16 protein-coding genes are annotated in these 17,370 nt (G+C 64.1%); 6 read left to right on the top strand and 10 right to left on the bottom strand.

Annotated features, from left to right (window positions below; translation table 11 throughout):
• Positions 1-33 precede the first annotated feature (33 nt).
• The 3 genes from DPM35_RS10605 to DPM35_RS10595 all read right to left on the bottom strand — a co-directional run bounded on the left by DPM35_RS10605 (position 34) and on the right by DPM35_RS10595 (position 3,205).
• Positions 34-705, bottom strand: coding sequence for an SEL1-like repeat protein (locus DPM35_RS10605; protein ID WP_112127255.1), 672 nt, complete (start codon positions 703-705; stop codon positions 34-36).
• A gap of 2 nt (positions 706-707) precedes the next feature.
• The gene (gene ilvN / locus DPM35_RS10600; protein ID WP_112127254.1) at positions 708-1,280 is read right to left on the bottom strand and encodes an acetolactate synthase small subunit; all 573 of its coding nucleotides are present in this window, start codon (positions 1,278-1,280) and stop codon (positions 708-710) included.
• Positions 1,281-1,423: 143 nt separating this feature from the next.
• Positions 1,424-3,205, bottom strand: coding sequence for an acetolactate synthase 3 large subunit (locus DPM35_RS10595; protein ID WP_112127253.1), 1,782 nt, complete (start codon positions 3,203-3,205; stop codon positions 1,424-1,426).
• Positions 3,206-3,592: 387 nt separating this feature from the next.
• On the opposite strand from DPM35_RS10595, the gene DPM35_RS10590 reads away from it, so the two are divergent.
• Together DPM35_RS10590 and DPM35_RS10585 are read left to right on the top strand one after the other, a co-directional pair.
• Positions 3,593-5,512 carry a sigma-54-dependent Fis family transcriptional regulator gene (locus DPM35_RS10590; protein WP_112127252.1) on the top strand — a complete coding sequence of 640 codons (1,920 nt, stop codon included), beginning with the start codon at positions 3,593-3,595 and terminating at the stop codon, positions 5,510-5,512.
• A 164-nt stretch (positions 5,513-5,676) separates the two neighbouring features.
• Positions 5,677-7,485, top strand: a complete 1,809-nt coding sequence (locus DPM35_RS10585; RefSeq protein WP_112127251.1) for an NAD(P)/FAD-dependent oxidoreductase — start codon at positions 5,677-5,679, stop codon at positions 7,483-7,485.
• 51 nt (positions 7,486-7,536) lie between these two features.
• Here DPM35_RS10585 and tmpB read toward each other — a convergent pair whose 3' ends face one another.
• Together tmpB and tmpA are read right to left on the bottom strand one after the other, a co-directional pair.
• The gene (tmpB, locus tag DPM35_RS10580) at positions 7,537-8,127 is read right to left on the bottom strand and encodes a (R)-1-hydroxy-2-trimethylaminoethylphosphonate oxygenase (RefSeq protein ID WP_112127250.1); all 591 of its coding nucleotides are present in this window, start codon (positions 8,125-8,127) and stop codon (positions 7,537-7,539) included.
• A complete protein-coding gene (gene tmpA, locus DPM35_RS10575) occupies positions 8,124-9,275 on the bottom strand; it encodes a 2-trimethylaminoethylphosphonate dioxygenase (protein ID WP_112127249.1) in 1,152 nt (383 codons plus the stop codon). The genes tmpB and tmpA overlap by 4 nt, the downstream gene beginning before the upstream one ends.
• A 109-nt stretch (positions 9,276-9,384) precedes the next feature.
• Between tmpA and DPM35_RS10570 the strand changes: the two genes are divergently transcribed.
• Positions 9,385-10,269 carry a LysR family transcriptional regulator gene (locus tag DPM35_RS10570; RefSeq protein ID WP_181591986.1) on the top strand — a complete coding sequence of 295 codons (885 nt, stop codon included), beginning with the start codon at positions 9,385-9,387 and terminating at the stop codon, positions 10,267-10,269.
• On the opposite strand, the gene DPM35_RS10565 is transcribed toward DPM35_RS10570, so the two are convergent.
• The 3 genes from DPM35_RS10565 to DPM35_RS10555 are packed head-to-tail and all read right to left on the bottom strand — an operon-like array spanning position 10,261 to position 11,719.
• Positions 10,261-10,800 carry a GNAT family N-acetyltransferase gene (locus DPM35_RS10565; RefSeq protein ID WP_112127754.1) on the bottom strand — a complete coding sequence of 180 codons (540 nt, stop codon included), beginning with the start codon at positions 10,798-10,800 and terminating at the stop codon, positions 10,261-10,263. The two genes, DPM35_RS10570 and DPM35_RS10565, sit on opposite strands and share 9 nt — an antisense overlap.
• A 38-nt stretch (positions 10,801-10,838) precedes the next feature.
• Positions 10,839-11,147: a hypothetical protein gene (locus DPM35_RS10560; protein ID WP_112127248.1), complete on the bottom strand. Its 309-nt coding sequence runs from the start codon at positions 11,145-11,147 to the stop codon at positions 10,839-10,841.
• Positions 11,148-11,152: 5 nt separating this feature from the next.
• A complete protein-coding gene (locus tag DPM35_RS10555) occupies positions 11,153-11,719 on the bottom strand; it encodes a helix-turn-helix domain-containing protein (RefSeq protein ID WP_112127247.1) in 567 nt (188 codons plus the stop codon).
• 152 nt (positions 11,720-11,871) lie between these two features.
• Here DPM35_RS10555 and DPM35_RS10550 point away from each other — a divergent pair, with 152 nt between their 5' ends.
• Positions 11,872-13,707 (top strand): ATP-binding protein, encoded by a 1,836-nt coding sequence (locus tag DPM35_RS10550; protein ID WP_112127246.1) that lies wholly within the window; start codon positions 11,872-11,874, stop codon positions 13,705-13,707.
• A gap of 165 nt (positions 13,708-13,872) precedes the next feature.
• Here the strand turns inward: DPM35_RS10550 and DPM35_RS10545 are convergent, their stop codons facing one another.
• Together DPM35_RS10545 and miaA are read right to left on the bottom strand one after the other, a co-directional pair.
• The gene (locus DPM35_RS10545; RefSeq protein ID WP_095815595.1) at positions 13,873-14,664 is read right to left on the bottom strand and encodes a GGDEF domain-containing protein; all 792 of its coding nucleotides are present in this window, start codon (positions 14,662-14,664) and stop codon (positions 13,873-13,875) included.
• A gap of 126 nt (positions 14,665-14,790) precedes the next feature.
• Positions 14,791-15,735 (bottom strand): tRNA (adenosine(37)-N6)-dimethylallyltransferase MiaA, encoded by a 945-nt coding sequence (gene miaA / locus DPM35_RS10540; protein WP_112127753.1) that lies wholly within the window; start codon positions 15,733-15,735, stop codon positions 14,791-14,793.
• On the opposite strand from miaA, the gene serB reads away from it, so the two are divergent.
• Together serB and DPM35_RS10530 are read left to right on the top strand one after the other, a co-directional pair.
• Positions 15,725-16,612 carry a phosphoserine phosphatase SerB gene (serB, locus tag DPM35_RS10535; RefSeq protein WP_112127752.1) on the top strand — a complete coding sequence of 296 codons (888 nt, stop codon included), beginning with the start codon at positions 15,725-15,727 and terminating at the stop codon, positions 16,610-16,612. The genes miaA and serB overlap by 11 nt on opposite strands.
• Before the next feature lie 143 nt (positions 16,613-16,755).
• Entirely contained in the window at positions 16,756-17,328 is a 573-nt protein-coding gene (locus DPM35_RS10530; protein ID WP_112127245.1) for a GNAT family N-acetyltransferase, read from the top strand.
• The last annotated feature ends 42 nt before the right edge of the window (positions 17,329-17,370 follow it).

The following is a 17,370-nucleotide window of genomic DNA, read 5'->3' as shown; positions in this document are numbered from 1 at the left end:
CCCGCGAGCAGCCGAAACGCTGCCGTTGGCAATCTAGTGGCCGCTTTCCATGTAAGATTTGGCGTATTGGCAGGCTACGAAGCTGGCATCGATCTCGCAGGCCTTCTTGAACGCCATAGTGGCCGCGTCTTTGTCTTTCGCTACACCCTCGCCGTTTTGAAGCGCTGCGCCGTACATGGTGCATCCCCACGCATCGCCTTCGCTGCAGCTCAACTTGAAGGTCTCATAAGTGCAGTGGTTTGCCGCTTTCTCGTTTCCGCGCAAACTGTCCGGCAATCTACCTAGGCGCATGCCGGCGCCACGATTTGTGCAGCCGGCCGCGCTGCCGGTGGCGCAGGCTTGGGCGAACATCGCCTCAGCTTTCAATTGCTGGTCCTCGCCACCATTGTCCTGGATGACCCTGGCGGTCTCGAAACATGCTTCGGGGTTGTGCCCATCGAAGCAGAGCCTGGCGCAGGCCAGCGCGTCCCGCTCACAACGGTCGTAGTTCATTTCCGGCAGCACGACATTGCTGCGCGGCACCAACTTGCGCCAGACGTCTGTCGGGCACTGCTGGAAATACGCATTGGGCGTGCCCCTACGGTCGACCTCCCTCAGCAATTTCGACATCACTCGGGGATCGAACGTCGGCTCGTCGCCGAGCGCTGCCGTCGCGGTGGCGACGACGGCCGCGATGGCCGCCAGAATTGCCGCCCCCCGCGTCATCGTTACATGCCCTGCGGACCGCGGTTCATCGCAGCGACGCCGGTGCGGCAGATCTCGACCAGGCCGAGCGGCTTCATGATGGCGATGAACTGGTCGAGCTTGGATCCCTTGCCGGTGATCTCGAAGATGAAATGCTCGGTGTTGGCGTCAATGACCGAGGCGCGGAAAGCATCCGCGAGCCGAAGCGCCTCGACGCGGGCATCGCCCGTGCCGGCGACCTTGACCAGCGCGAGTTCGCGCTCCAGCGGCCGCTCCTGCCCAAGCTCGTGCGAGCGCACGGTCAGGTCGACCACCCGGTGCACCGGCACGATGCGCTCGAGCTGATGCTTGATCTGCTCCATCACATGCGGCGTGCCGCGAGTCACGATGGTGATGCGCGACAGATGCTTCTCGTGCTCGGTCTCGGAAACGGTCAGGCTTTCGATGTTGTAGCCGCGGCCCGAGAAAAGGCCGATGACGCGGGCGAGCACGCCCGGTTCGTTGTCGACCAGCACGGAAAGCGTATGGGATTCCGGCTTCTCGGTTTCCTTGGCGATGAAGTAAGCCGAACCGGTCGGCTGAAGCTGTGCGTTCATGACGTGAATCTCTATTTCAGACTTTTGAGCTAATTCTCTGTTTGCGCACGGCTTTCCCGCGACAGCCCCGCCTTGTGTGGGTGGTGTTATGGATGGAGCATGATGTTGCCCGAAAACCGCTTCACACTTTTCGGCATCATGCTCTAGACCAATTCCCTGCCCTTGGCGTCGATGGCGTTGGCCACCGCTTCGTCGGTCGCCTCGTCGGGCAAAAGCATCTCGTTGTGCGCCTTGCCCGACGGGATCATCGGGAAGCAGTTGGCCAAGGTTGCCACGCGGCAGTCGAACAGAACCGGCTTCTTGACCGAGATCATCTCGCGGATCGCGTCGTCGAGCTCGTCCGGCTTGTCGCAGCGAATGCCGTGGCCGCCATAGGCCTCCGCCAGCTTGACGAAGTCGGGCATCGCCTCGGTGTAGGAATGCGACAGCCGGTTGCCGTGCAGCAGCTGCTGCCACTGGCGCACCATGCCCATATACTGGTTGTTGAGGATGAAGATCTTGATCGGCGCCTCGTACTGCACCGCCGAGCTCATCTCCTGCATGGTCATCTGCACGGAGGCGTCGCCTGCGATGTCGATGACCAGCGCGTCCGGATGCGCGATCTGCACGCCGAGCGCCGCCGGCAGGCCATAGCCCATGGTGCCCAGGCCGCCTGACGTCATCCAGCGGTTCGGCTTGTCGAAATGATAATGCTGCGCCGCCCACATCTGGTGCTGGCCGACCTCGGTGGTGATGTAGGTGTCCATGTCCTTCGTCAGCGCATAGAGCCGCTGGATCGCATATTGCGGCATGATGACGTCGCTGTTCATCTTGTAGGCGAGCGAGTCGCGCGCCCGCCATTTCGCGATCTGCTCCCACCACGGATAGAGCGCCTTCTTGTCGGTCTTGGCGGTCGCCCGCCACAGACGCACCAGATCCTCCAGCACGCGGCCGACATCGCCCAAGATCCCGATATCGGCATGCACGTTCTTGTTGATCGAGGATGGGTCGATGTCGATGTGGATCTTCTTCGAATTCGGCGAGAAGGCGTTGAGACGGCCGGTGATGCGGTCATCGAAGCGCGCGCCGATGCAAATCATCACGTCGCAGTCATGCATGGCCATGTTGGCCTCGTAGGTGCCGTGCATGCCGAGCATGCCGACCCAATTCTTGCCGGATGCCGGATAGGCGCCGAGCCCCATCAGCGTCGAGGTGATCGGGAAGCCGGTGAGGTCGACCAGCTCGCGCAGCAGGTGGCTGGCCTCCGGGCCGGAATTGATGACGCCGCCGCCCGAATAGATGATCGGCTTCTTCGCGCCGGCCATCAGCTCGACGGCAGCCTTCACCTTTTCCAGGTCGCCCTGGACTTTCGGCTGATAGCTGGTCCGCGGCGCCGTCTGCGGCGGCACGTAGATGCCCTTGGCGAACTGCACGTCCTTCGGGATATCGACCACGACCGGGCCGGGGCGGCCGGTCGTCGCCACATGGAACGCCTCATGGATGGTGGCGGCGAGATCGTTGACGTCCTTCACCAGCCAGTTGTGCTTGGTGCAGGGCCGCGTGATACCCACCGTGTCGCATTCCTGGAAGGCGTCGGAGCCGATCAGCGAGGTCGGCACCTGGCCCGTGAGGCAGACCAGCGGAATGGAATCCATCAACGCGTCCTGCAGCGGCGTCACGGCATTGGTGGCGCCGGGGCCGGACGTCACCAAAAGCACGCCGGCCTTGCCGGTCGAGCGCGCATAGCCTTCGGCCGCATGACCGGCGCCTTGCTCGTGCCGGACCAGGATGTGCTCGACCTCATCCTGCTGGAAAATCTCGTCATAGATCGGGAGGACCGCGCCGCCCGGATAGCCGAAGACATGCTTGACGCCGTTGTCCTTCAGCGCCTGCACCACCATTTCGGCACCCGTCATTTCGCGCCGCTCGTTCTGTCCGTTGGTCATCGGTCTGGTCCCGTACTGTCGCCGTTTGGGCGTTGCTGGTCGTTTAGTTGGATTTCAGGCAATAAAAAAGGCCCCCGAGGGAGCCTGTGGGATGCGCATGGGAGGTTTTCGCCCGGCGGTTACACCGCCTTGCCCACGCGCCAGCCTACGAGAATGAGTGCCGTTTTCATGGGCGCGGACAATAAGGGCGAAAACGCGGGCTCGTCAATGGGGTCCGGCGCGAATTCACCCGCCTGTGAGAAACCGCGCTGTCTCGCGCTACCATAGTACAGTTGAGCGCCCGCCGCCGAGGCACCAGTATGTGCCGATGCATGTCGCCCGGAAGGGGTAGAGCGGTTTGGGGACGCGACATGCGCAATGGTGTGACGTTGGCTGCGAGGAGGACGCATGGCTGGCGAACGGGAGCATATACGCGAGATCGAAGAGGTGCTGTCCGGCGCGCGATCGGTCCGCGACGATATCGTGGTTCAATCCTGGCTGCGCTGCATCGATACGCATCGGCTCGACCCGGCGCGTCCGACGGAAGCCTACATCGTGCCTGATACCCAGTTGCGCGAGCATCGCGAGCAGTCCGAAAGGCTGATCGCCATAGCCCGTAGCGGGCTGGAGACATTGTTCAAGCAGGTGGCCGGCCAGAACTACGTCCTGCTGCTGGCCGACGCGAAAGGCGTCACCGTCGACTTCCTCGGCGACCCGCTGTTCATGGACCAGTTGCGCACGGCCGGTCTCTACCTCGGCTCGGAATGGTCCGAAAGCCGCACCGGAACCTGCGGCGTCGGCTCCTGCATCGTCACCGGCGAGGCGATGACCATTCACCAGACCGACCATTTCGACACCACCCACACGCCGCTTTCCTGCACCGCCGCACCGATCTTCGACACCAACGGCGAACTGACCGCCGTGCTTGACATATCGCTGCTGCGCTCGCCGCAGCCGAAAGTCAGCCAGAACCTTGCCCTTCACCTTGTGACGGCGTCTGCCCGGCGCATAGAGCTCGCCAATTTGATGGCGCAGATGCATTCGGAATGGGTGCTGCGCTTCTCACGCTCGCCCGAATTCCTCGATGTCGATCCGGAGGCAGCCGTCGCGCTCGATGCCTCGGGCCGCATCCTCGGCACCACGCGCGGCGGGGCCCTGCTTCTGGCGCAGGCCGGAGGCGTCGACTGGAGGCTCTCCTCGCCGATCGGTCAGCCGATCTCGCGTTACCTCGACATGGACATCGACGACTTGCCGAATTTGACGCGCGGGCGCCCGACCGAGGAGCGACTGGTGTTCGGCCGCAACGGCAGCGCGCTGTTCGCGCATGCCATCGAGCCGCAGCCGCCGAGCGGACGCCGCGCACCTGTCGAGGCGCTGCCGAAACCGATCGCCGAGCTTTCGGGCGGCGATCCGGCCATGGCGACCATGCAGACGCGGGCCGCCAAGCTGGCGCGCACCACCATCCCGATCCTGATCCATGGCGAGACCGGTTCCGGCAAGGAATATCTAGCCCGCGCGCTGCATGACAGCTCGGGGCGCTCCGGCCCGTTCGTGGCCATCAATTGCGCGGCCATTCCTGAACATCTGATCGAGAGCGAGCTGTTCGGGCACGCCGCCGGCGCCTTTACCGGCGCCACGGCCAAGGGACGCAAGGGCCTCATCGAGAGCGCCGACGGCGGCACGCTTTTTCTCGACGAGATCGGCGACATGCCCTACGCGCTGCAATCGCGTCTGCTGCGGGTGATCGCCGAGCGCGAATTGATCCCGGTCGGCGGTATTGCACCCCGGCCTGTCGACATCAAGATCATCTCCGCCTCGCATCACGACTTGCGCCAGCTAGTTGCCGAGGGCCGTTTCCGTGAGGACCTGTTCTATAGGCTGAACGCCGCATCGCTGACATTGCCGCCACTGCGCGAGCGCACCGATTTCGAATGGCTGCTGGAACGGCTGGTCGGCGAGCGCGCGCGCCTGGCCGGGCGGCCGGCAAAACTGTCGCCGGCGGCACGGCTGGCACTGATCCGCCATGGCTGGCCCGGCAACATCCGCGAGCTCGTCAACGCCGTGGACCTGGCGGTGGCCCTTTGCGACGACGAGACGATCCAGCCTTCCGACCTGCCCGATTTCGCCACGGTCCGCGTGGCGGCGTCTGCTCCGTCCGCCGCAATGGTGGCGCTTCGCGCTCCCTCGCCCGAGGAAGAGCGCGCAGCCCTGCTGGCCATGCTGGCGGCGACCGGCTGGAACATTTCCGAAGCCGCGCGGCGTCTCGGCGTCGACCGCACCACGGTGCATCGCCGGATGAAGCGCCTGCGGCTGGAAGCACCAAACTGATATTGCAAGACTGCGGCGCGCCGCAGCGCCGCAACAGCAAATGCAACAGGCAAGGCGACGGAAGATCGCTCTAACAGGTTAATTCCATTGCAATCCATGGTGAGCGCTACGGTTGGCACGCCGCTTGCTGCTCATGGCGCACTCTAGCAAGTGGAGGAGAACAAATGCTCGAGAGAACACCCACCACCAAGGCGCAGGCACTGCTCGACAAATTCGGCAAGGCGCTGGAAGCCGGCGACATCGACAGCGCCGTCAACTGCTTCCAGGCCGACTGCTACTGGCGCGACCTGGTCACTTTCACCTGGAACCTGAAGACGATGGAGGGACAGGACCAAGTTCGCGACATGCTGCAGGCAACGCTGGCCAACACCAAGCCGACCGGCTGGGCGGTGGCCAAGGGCGAGGAAGCAAGTGAGGACGGCGGCATCATCACCGCCTGGATCACCTTCGAGACCAGCGTCGCGCGCGGCTTCGGCCTCGTGCGGTTCAAGGGCGACCTGATCTGGACCCTGCTCACCACGATGGCCGAGCTGAAAGGGCATGAGGAGAAAGCTGGCTTCACCCGTCCGCTCGGCGCCAAGCACGGACACGGCAAGGACCGCAAGACCTGGCGCGAGGAGCGCGAGGACGAAATCGCCTCGCTCGGCCATACCAAGCAACCCTATGTCGTCATCATCGGCGGCGGTCAGGGCGGTATCGCGCTCGGTGCGAGGCTGAAGCAGCTCGGCGTGCCGGCCATCATCATCGAGAAGAACGAGCGTCCCGGAGACTCCTGGCGCAAGCGCTACAAGTCGCTCTGCCTGCATGACCCGGTCTGGTACGATCACCTGCCCTATATCGACTTCCCGAAGAACTGGCCGATCTTCGCGCCGAAGGACAAAATCGGCGACTGGCTGGAGATGTACACCAAGGTGATGGAGCTGAACTACTGGTCCTCCACCACTGCGAAGTCCGCCAGATACGATGAGAAGACGAAGGAATGGACCGTGGTCGTCGAACGCGACGGCAAGGAGATCGTGCTCAAGCCCAAGCAGTTGGTGCTGGCGACCGGTATGTCGGGCAAGGCGAACTGGCCGAAATACAAAGGCCAGGACATCTTTAAGGGCGAGCAGCAGCATTCCTCGACCCATCCCGGCCCGGATAAATACCGGGGCAAGAAGGTGGTGGTCATCGGCTCCAACAACTCGGCGCACGACATCTGCGCGGCACTATGGGAAGGCGGCGCCGACGTGACAATGGTGCAGCGCTCGTCCACCCACATCGTCAAGTCGGACACGCTGATGGATATAGGGCTTGGCGCGCTCTACTCCGAGCAGGCGGTGGAGAACGGCATGACGACGCGCAAGGCCGACATGATCTTCGCCTCGCTACCCTACCGCATCCTGCACGAGTTCCAGATTCCGCTCTACGAACAGATGAAGGAGCGCGACGCGAAATTCTACGAAGACCTGGAAAAGGCGGGCTTCATGCTCGACTGGGGCGACGACGGGTCGGGCCTGTTCATGAAATACCTGCGCCGTGGCTCAGGCTATTACATCGATGTCGGCGCCTGCGACCTCGTCATCGACGGCTCGATCAAATTGAAGAGCGGACCGGGTGCGGCGGTGCAGGAGCTCACCGAAACCGGCGTCAAATTCGTCGACGGCACCGAATTGCCGGCCGACCTGGTGATCTATGCCACCGGCTACGGCTCGATGAACGGCTGGGCCGCGGACTTGATCTCGCAGGAGGTGGCCGACAAGGTCGGCAAGGTCTGGGGCCTCGGCTCCGCCACCACCAAGGATCCGGGTCCCTGGGAAGGCGAACAGCGCAACATGTGGAAGCCGACGCAGCAGGAGGCGCTGTGGTTCCATGGCGGCAACCTGCACCAGTCGCGGCACTACTCGCAGTATCTTGCGCTGCAGCTGAAGGCCAGGCAGGTCGGGTTACCTACCCCGGTCTATGGGTTGCAGGAGGTCTACCACAAGAGCTGACGCACAACGCTCTCGCAGATGGCGGAAGCCCGGCCAGCCGGGCTTCCGCGTCTAGGCCGCCTTTTCCGCCTCGAACTTTTTCACCACGCGCTCGAGCAGCGGCACGTAATCGCGAAAGGCGCGCGTCTTCATGTTGGCGACCTTGCCGCCCTCGTCCCAGATGCGCACGCGCACCGCTTCGTCATGGAAGGGATTGCTGCGGAACTCGGCCACTTCCTCTGCACTCATCGGCCCGCCCTGCAGCGACAGCGTATGCACCGAGGCCGGTGACAGCTTGCTGAAGTAGGTAGGGTCGGTGGCACAGAGATAGCGCTTGGCCGAGACATGCAGCCTGACGCATTCGACGATGACGGGCGGAAAGAAAGGCGCGAGCACCTCGCCGCCCGCCTCGTCATGGTGCTTGTCCTCCACGTCCTCGGGCGAATAGGTGCCGAACTCGCTGGTATAGTGGCCGATGTCGTGAAGCAGCGCCGCCGCCACCAGTTCCTCCGGCGCGCCGTCCTGCTCGGCGAGCCACGCGCCCTGCAGCATATGCTCGGACATCGTGACCGGCTCGCCGAGGTAGGATTCCGCACCACGGCGCTCGAAAATATCGGCGATGAATTCGACGATGTTGCCGGCGTTCAATTCATTCGGCTTCATTCCGCCGCCTCCCTGAAATCATGCTCGATCGCGGCAAGCGTCGACAGCAGGCCGTCCTTGTCGGCGTAGCAGCCTTGCAGCCAGCGCTTGCCGCTGCCGGAAAACGCCTTGCGCGCATGCAAGACGCGCGTGTTGTCGACGATGAAGGACTCTCCCGCCCCGAGCTTGAAGGTCACCTCGAAGGCAGTATCCTCGATCAGTTCGGCGAACCGGCGATAGGCCGCGTAGTACTTCTCCATCTCGGCGAAAGGCACATCGACGACCGGCGCCAGCGAGCGGTTGTTGAAGCGGATGCAGATCAGCTCACCATCGGGCCCGAGCTCGATCATCGGCCGCTTGGACTGCAGCCGGACGCCCGACGAGCCGGCATATTCGAAGCGCGCCGGATAGGACGAAAGCAGCCGGAAGCCCTCCGGGTTTTCGGCCTGCAACGCGGCAGCTACGGCGAAACCGTCGACGACGCTGGATTCGCCGCCTTCGACCGTGTTCTCGATGCAGGCGAGAATCTGCAGCGTCGGCACCGGGTCGCGGTAGGGATTGTCAGTATGCGCCTGCAGGCCGAGATTGGTGTAGGCGAGATTGTTCGGATTGACCTCGGCCCGCACCTCGAACCAACGCCCGTAATTGGTCTCCCGGATGTACCCGAAGAGGTCGGCCACCTTGCACAGCGCGCCGGATTCCGTGGGTAGGCCGTCCATGACGGCGAAGCCGTAGCTGCGCACCGCGGCCAGCCATTGCCGCAGCACATTGCCGTCGCGGCTGGCATCCGCATAGGTCGCGCGCGGCACGGAGTTCTGCATCGTGGCTTTCGTCCAGCGCCTTATGTCGCCTCCGGTCCAGCCAGGCTCGCGAGCCTCGCCACGATCGTAGGCATGAGCGCGGAGCCAGCCCGCGGGAAAGCCGACGGTCTTGCCTTCAGGGACGAATGTGACCTCGAGCACCTCGCCCTTGATCGAGGCCGCGCCGATCCGCGTTTCGGCCGGAATGTCGAGGATGGTGATCAGCCGCTGGCCGTTGCCGGCGCCGCGCGTCTTGTCGTCCAGCGCATTGTCGCGCAGCCACATGGCATGGAAGCGGTTGCGCGCCCCGTCTTTCCAGCCAAGCTCGATCGTTCGTCCCTCGTCGCCCAGCGTCGCTGTCGTCAGCATGTCCCAGAAGCTCCATCTTTACCCGCGGCTGCGGGCACGGATTGCATGATGACGTCCAAAGAGACATAATTCAAATTATCGTTTTTCGGGTAATGGTCGTAAATTTCTGATGGCTGCAAAAGCTCTCGACACGATGCCTCCGCTCGACTGGCTGCGCAGTTTCGAGGCTGCCGCCCGCCTGTCGAACTTCACCGCCGCAGCCGCCGAGCTCGGCCTCACCCAAGCCGCCGTCAGCCAGCACATCCGCTTCCTGGAAGAGCGGCTCAAGACGCGGTTGTTCGCGCGCCTGGCGCGCGGCGTGACGCTGTCGCCGGAGGGCGCGGCCTACCTCCCGCACATCCAGTCGGCATTCGCGACCATCGGCAACAGCACCAACGAGCTGTTCGAGCCCCGCGCTGTGCAGACGGTCTCGATCCGGGTTCCGATCTCCTTTGCCCTTCTGATGCTCATCCCGGCCCTGCCCGACCTGGCGAAGTCGCTGCCGCAGATCCGGCTCGATCTTGTGACCATCCATCGGCCGACCGACTACGACCAGCCCGGCTCGGCGCTCGACATACGCTTCGGCAACGGGTCCTTTCCCGGGCGCGAAGCCGACCGGCTGACGGTCGAGCGGCTTGTCCCGGTCGCGGCGCCAACGCTCGCGCGAGATGACGATTGGACGTCATTGCCGCTTCTCCTGGTCGCCGGCGCGCGCGAAATGTGGGCGGAATGGTTTGCCGCCGCGGGGCTTTCCGGACCGCCCCGGCGCTCGCATCGCTTCGACAGTTTCGTCGCCGCCATGGAAGCGGCGAAGGCCGGCGCCGGCGCGCTGCTGGGGTCCCGGCCGCTGATCGAAACAGCACTCAAGGAGAAGGCTCTCGTCAGGCTTTCGGATTTCGAGCTGTCGAGCCCATCGGGCCACTTTTTGACGAGACCGTCGTCGTCGCGGCTGTCCGGCGCCGAACAGGATTTTCGCCGCTGGCTTCTGTCGCGTATCGCCGGAAGGTCAGGATAGCGTACGGGCCCCTGCTCCTATCCGCTTCCAGTAGATCAGCGTCCCGGTCAGTCCGCCATGCGGCTTCAGCGCAAAGTCCGGGATCTCGCCGGTCAGCGTGAAGCCGAGCTTCTCATAAAGGCCCGCCGCGCCCTCTTCGCGCGCCGTGTCCAGCACAAGCAACGTGCGGCCTTTCTCGACGGCGAATTTCTCGGCTTCCTGCATCAGGCGCGTCGCGATACCCCTGCCGCGATAGCCCCGGTCGGTCATCAGCTTGGCGATCTCGGCGCGGTGCGGCTGGTTGGGCGGAAAGTCGAGCAGCAGCGTGACGGTGCCTGCAAGCACCCCGCCCTGCCATGCGCCCAGCACCGCCCTTTCGCCGCGCGCCGCCGCTGCAAGCGACTTGCGCCAGAAATCCCGCGCAACCTCCGCCGGCAACGGATGCATGAAGCTCACCGATCCGCCGGCGGCGACGGTCTCGATCAACAGATCGGCGAGCATCGCGACGGTCGCCGCATCTTCGGTCAAGGCCCGGATTTCAAGTGTGTTCATGCCGGTGTTCTCCAAGGCTATGCGGCATCAGGAAAAGGTCATTCGAAATGGCTGATCCGCCTGCGCCGGCGCGCCCGCCGGATTTCAGCGATCCGGCCGGCGTCGTCCTCGCTGAGATGGCGGCCGCGCTCCAGGATCTCGAGCGTGTATTCCTCATAGGTCAGCCCGAGCCGCTCGGCTCTCTCCAGCCGCATCAGCATGACGGCTTGGCTCGGCGCCTTCCACGCCTTGTCGTGAGCGGCGCGCCAGGCGAGGAAAATGTAGGCGTCATCCTTGCCCCAGGGCGGTCCTTCATAGTCGTCGAGCGGCGGCCCGCCATTGTGCGAGCGTTTTGGTCGTCGAGGCATCTAGATCAGTCCCTGACCAGCGCCACGAGATACTCCGCCGCAGCCGGTCCGGGAGCATGAAAGACGCAGTCCGCCGGCGCTCCCAGCGCCAGGCAGTCGCCGGGCTCGAGCCGGTGCACCACATCGCCCTCGGTGAAATCCAGCCTTCCATCGATCAGCCAGATCTGCTGCTTGATGAAAGCGTAGGAGGCGGCCGGAAGGCTGACCCTGGCGCCCGCCGGCAGGCTGACCCTGATCAGTTCGAGCGGCATCTGCGATGCCGGCGACAGATGCCGCCGGATGTAACCGGTTGCCGGATCCTGCCACACCGGCTGGTCGTCCCTGCGCGAAACGCCGCCGCCTTGCAGTTCGGCCCGTGCGATCAGCGTCGACAGCGTCATGCCGAAGGCGGCCGCGATACGCACCAGGAGTGCCGCGGTCGGACTGGTCGCGCCGCGCTCGATGGCGCTCAGCATCGCTTTGGACACGTCCGAGCGCCTCGCAAGCTCGGCCAGCGACCAGTCTCTCACCGTCCTTTCGGAACGGATTCGCCTCCCGATCGTGGCCGTGATGTCATTCGATATATCGTCCATTCGTTCAATATATCGGAATTGCGAAATCTGGGAAGAGGCCATTCGATCGAATTGTCGCGGCCGCCTTAACACCGTCTACACCATTCGACCTCACCTCAATTTAACCCCGCCTGGATAGGGTCGATGCTCCAGGGAATGGGACCAGGTCAGTCATGTTTGTCGAACGCGAAGCCTCCGTTGGCGAACCGATTTCGCAGGAGCGCCGCAACGCCCTGCAAAGCGACAAACGCATTCTCGGCAATGTCGTGCAATGCGACGGCGCGCGCGCCACCATCAGCGCCTACGCCGAGGATGCCGACGGCACGGTCACCGGCCAGTGGACGGTCGGCAAGATGATCTCCATCAATCTCGGCACGACGCGCACGGTCGGCCTCGTCTATGAGATCGGCAAATCGGACCGCGCCTGGAGCAATGAAGGCCAGAACCCGATCGAGGTCAGCATCGAATTGATCGGCGAAGTGCGCGACGGCGCGGAGCCCGGCGCCAAGCCGATCTTCGACCGCGGGATCACCGCCTATCCGCATATCGGCGCCATCGCTCACCGTATCCGCAGCCGCGACCTGCAGGCGGTCTACGATCTGGCCGGACGCCATTCGGTCACCATCGGCACGCTGTCGCAGGATGAATCGATCGATGCCAACATCGCTATCGACGACACGCTGGCGCGCCATTTCGCCATCGTCGGCACCACCGGCGTCGGCAAGTCCACGGCGGTCTCGCTGCTCTTGCGCAAATCGATCGAGGCGCGGCCGGACCTGCGCGTGCTCATCCTCGACCCGCATAACGAGTTCGCGGCCTCGCTGCCGGAATATTGCGTCAAGGTCGATTCCAAGACGCTTGACCTGCCATTCTGGATGTTCAGGCTGGAGGAATTCGCCGAAGTGCTGTTTCGCGGCCGCGAAACGCTACCCGAGGAAGTGGATGTCCTGCGCGACCTGATCCCGGCGGCCAAGAACCTCTACCGCAACCCCAGTTCCGGCACCTATGTCAGGCGCGGCAGCGATGCGCTGACGGCGGATACGCCGGTGCCTTACCGCATCGCCGATCTCATCAAGCAGATCGACGAGCGCATGGGCCTGCTCGAAAGCAAGAACGATCGCCCGATCCTGAAGTCGCTGAAGACGCGCATCGAATCGGCGGCCGCCGATCCGCGTTACCGCTTCATGTTCAATTCCCGCCTGATCGAGGACACGATCCACGAGACGATCGGCAATATCTTCCGTGTTCCCAATCACGGCCGCCCGGTCACCTGCTTCGAGATGGCGGGCATGCCTTCGGAAGTGGTCAACTCGGTCTGCTCGGTGCTGGCGCGCCTGGCCTTCGACCTGGCCTTGTGGAGCGAGGGCCGGCTGAGGCTGCTCCTGCTTTGCGAGGAAGCGCACCGCTACATGCCGGCTGATCCGCGCCTCGGCTTCGCGCCGACCAGGCATGCGCTGTCGCGCATCGCCAAGGAAGGCCGCAAATATGGCTGCTATCTGGGTGTCGTCACCCAGCGCCCGGGCGAGCTCGATCCGACCATCCTGTCGCAGTGCTCGACCTTCTTCGCCATGCGCCTTGCCAACGAGCAGGACCAGGCAATCATCCGGTCGGCGATCGCCGACTCCTCGGCCTCGACGCTGGCGTTCCTGTCGTCGATGGGGCAGCGCGAAGCCATTGCCTTCGGCGAAGGCGTCGCGACCACCATGCGGTTGAAATTCGAGAAGCTGGCGCAGGAGTTCATCCCCGGAACCGCGAAAAGGGAGCAGGTCGAGCCCTCCGTGGACGGCAGCGACGTCGATCTGGCCATGATCGTCGAGCGGCTCCGCAACGTGCCGAAGCCACAGCAGGCCATGGCCTTCGCCGAGGCCGTGGACTCGGCTCGGCAGGCCGGCGACCCGGACTACAAGAAGCCGGCCACCGCAGCCCCCCGTCCCCAGCCGGACGACGACTTCGACACCCGCTACGGCCTGAAACCCTCGACCTTCGGCATGCGCCAGTTCAACGACTAACCACCCGACGCCGGACGGTGAGCAAATTCCGATAGGGAATTCGTCAGGCCGAGTCGGATGGTGTCGTTTGCGGGAACCGGAGCGGAGCGGACATCAAGTCCGTGAGCACCGGAAGCGCAGAAAACGGCGGCATACGGCCGGCCTCACGAATTCATCTTCGGAATTTTAGGCGCAGACGCGGTTGCGGCCCTGCTTCTTCGCCTCGTAGAGCTGGCGGTCGGCGCGTCGGTAGAAATCCTCGGCGCTCTCCTTGTGGTCCCAGACGGCGAGGCCGACGCTGGTGGTGACCTTGAGCCGCACATTGCCCGACAGGATCGACAGGTTGGCGATCGCCTTGCGGATGCGCTCGGCGAACCTGGCAAGCAGTTCGACATCCATATTGGGCGTGACGACGGCAAACTCCTCGCCGCCCAGCCGCGCCACCACATCGTGATAGCGCGTCATGCCTCTCAGGCAGGTGGCGACGGCCCTCAACACTTCGTCGCCGACATCATGACCATGCGTGTCGTTGACCTGCTTGAAATGATCGAGATCGAGGATCATCAGTCCGACAGGCCTGTCGATGCGGCGAAACTCGTGGAGATATTCGCGTAGCGCATCGTCGAAATAGCGGCGGTTCTGCATGCCCGTCAGACCGTCGGTGAGCGCGGCCTGTTCGAGCGTCTGCGAACGGGCGCTGAGCGAGACCGTCATGGCCCTGAGCTTGCCCTCTTCCCGCACCTGGCCACGAATCAGCGGGTAGATGAAGAAGGTCCCGAAGAACAGCGCGGTCGCCAGCAGCGCCCCGGTGACGAACAGCAACTTGTTGAGATAGACGATTTTGTCGACGCGCGACGCGGCATCGAGGTCCGAGGCGATGTCCTGCAACTGACCATAGGCATGGAAAGTCACCAGGCCAGCGGCCAGGATCACGAAAATAAAAACGAAAAATGCCGATTCCGCCTTGTGGAAACGCATCTACTCCCCGCGCCACTGTAACCCTCGAGCTTATGCCATAGCGGGCCTTACGGACCGTTAACCCGGACAACCATCGCGGGAATTAGAACAAAGGATTTTAAGGCGCTGATTGAAAAAGGCTTTTGGTCAGTCGTGAACTGCCGCTTCATCGCCCGGCCGCAGCCTGCGCCACTCCGCGCCAAGCTGGTGCCTGAACCAGGTCGACTGGCGCTTGGCATACTGCCGCGTCGCGATCTTGGCCCGCTCGATCGCCTCGGGAAAGCCGGACTGTCCGGCCATCGCCGCCTGCAGCTCGCGCACCCCGATCGCTTTCATCGCCGGCAGGTCCGGGTCGAGGCCGAGCGCCGTAAGCTGCCGTACTTCGTCCAGCGCGCCCTTGTCGAGCATCTGGTCGAAACGCGCCTCTATGCGCCGGACCAGTTGCTCCCGATCCGGCTCGATGACCAGGAAACGGGCGCTGTCGCGGTCGATCAGCGGGCGGCCGCGCGCCGCCTGCCACTCCAGGATGGAACGTCCCGAAGCATCGAGCACTTCGAGCGCCCGCACGATTCGCTGACCGTCCGTCGGCCTGAGTTGCATGGCCATGGCGGAATCCTCGTGCATCAGCAGGCGATGCAGCCTTTCGGCTCCTTGCTCCTTGAGCTCGTACCGCCAGCGCTCACGCACCGCCGGTGGAATGTCCGGCATATCCGAGATGCCCTCGGCCAGGGCGCGGAAATAGAGACCGGTGCCGCCGACGAAAACAACCGGACGGCCCGACAGGGAGCCGTTCTCGATCAGCTTCGTCACATCGCGCAGCCAGGCGCCGGTGGAATAGGCGGTGGAGGGATGCACATGCCCGTACAGGAAATGCGGCACGCGCGCCGTTTCGGCGGCGGTCGGCCGCGCGGTCAAGACGTCGAGCACCGAATAGCCCTGCATGGAATCGGTGTTGACGATGACCCCCCCACCGCGTGCGGCAAGATCGAGCGCCAGCGCCGACTTGCCGCTGGCTGTCGGCCCGGCTATCAGGATCGCGTTCTTGACGCGGCCTTCGCCCGCCTGCCTGCCGGAATGTTCGATGCCGCTGATCGCCACTTTAGTGTCCCGTCCAGAAGCCCGCGCCGTGCCGGCCTCGCTTGCGAATATGGCCTTGCGGGCCACCGGCGCAAGCGCCGTCCGTTGGCTGGCTGAAGACGTCGCCTGCGATCTCGTTTTGCCGCAGACGCCGGATATCGGCGAAATGACCGCCAATCTGCGCGCCGCACTGGCTTCCGAGCCGGTCGATATCGTTGTCCAGCCCGCCGAAGGCAGGCGAAAGAAGATCCTGCTCGCCGACATGGATTCGACCATGATCGACCAGGAATGCATCGACGAGCTCGCCGACGAGATCGGCGTCAAGGACCATGTCGCCGCGATCACCGCGCGCTCGATGAATGGCGAGATCGCCTTCGAGCCCGCATTGCGCGAGCGCGTCGCCCTGCTGAAGGGCCTCGACACCGCCGTGGTCGACCGCATCATCGCCAACCGGCTGACGCTCGCCGCCGGCGGCCGCGCCTTGGTGCAGACGATGCGCGCCAACGGCGCCTGGACGGCGCTGGTCTCGGGCGGCTTCGATGTCTTCACCAGCCGCATCGCCGCCATGCTGGGATTCCAGGAAAACCGGGCCAATCGCCTGATCGAGGAAGACGGCGCATTCACCGGCAAGGTGGCCGAGCCGATCCTCGGCCGCGCCGCCAAGGCCGAAGCGCTGCTGGACATCGCGAAGAGGCACGGGCTGACGACGGAGGACGCCATCGCGGTCGGTGACGGCGCCAACGATCTCGACATGATCCGTCTTGCCGGCACAGGCGTGGCGCTCCACGCCAAGCCGGCGGTGGCCGAGCAGGCCCGGATCCGCATCGACCACGGCGACTTGACCGCGCTGCTCTATCTCCAGGGTTACCGCCAGGACGAGTTTGTAGAGTGAGACCTCTTCAGAATTCGCTCCGGCGAGACATGTGGTGTGGCTGTCGAGAACCGGAGCGGAGCGGACATTTGAGTCCGTGAGCACCGGAAGCGCAGAAAGCCGCGTCAGATGTCCGCCGGAGTAGAATTATCAAGAGGTCTCCCATGACGCCGATCCGCACCGAGCGCCTCATCCTGCGCAACTGGGAGGATCGCGACCGCAAGCTTTTCCACCGCATCAACTCCGATGAACGCGTGATGGAATTTTTCCCGTTCCGCCGCGACCGTGCCGCTGCCGACGCCAAGATGGACGAGGTCCGCGCCTGGATCGAAGAGGACGGCTACGGCTTCGCCGCGGCCGAGATTGCCGCGACCCGCGAATGCATCGGCTTCGTCGGCTTGTCCGGAACGGAAGACATAGATGTGTTGGCGCCCGGCACGATCGAGATCGGCTGGCGGCTGGCGCCCGAATTCTGGGGCAATGGCTATGTCACCGAGGCGGCGGAAGCCTGGCTCGCCTTCGGTTTCGAAACGCTTGGCGTCGACGAGATCGTATCGTTCGCGGTCGCGGATAACCATCGTTCGATCGCCGTCATGAAGCGGCTCGGCATGCGCGCCGATCCGGACGCCGACTTCGACCATCCAAGTGTCCCCGACAGCCACCCGCATCTCAAGCGGCATGTCATTTACAGGCTGTCGCGCGAGGGCTGGCAGGCACGAAAAAGGGCGGCTCGCTAGCCGCCCTATTCATTGAAACATCAATCGGTTGCTGAACGTTTC

The organism is Mesorhizobium atlanticum (assembly GCF_003289965.1).
Classification (GTDB): Bacteria; Pseudomonadota; Alphaproteobacteria; order Rhizobiales; family Rhizobiaceae; genus Mesorhizobium; species Mesorhizobium atlanticum.
The sequence above is the reverse complement of the archived record's forward strand: the minus strand, read 5'-3'. Positions and strand labels throughout refer to the sequence as shown.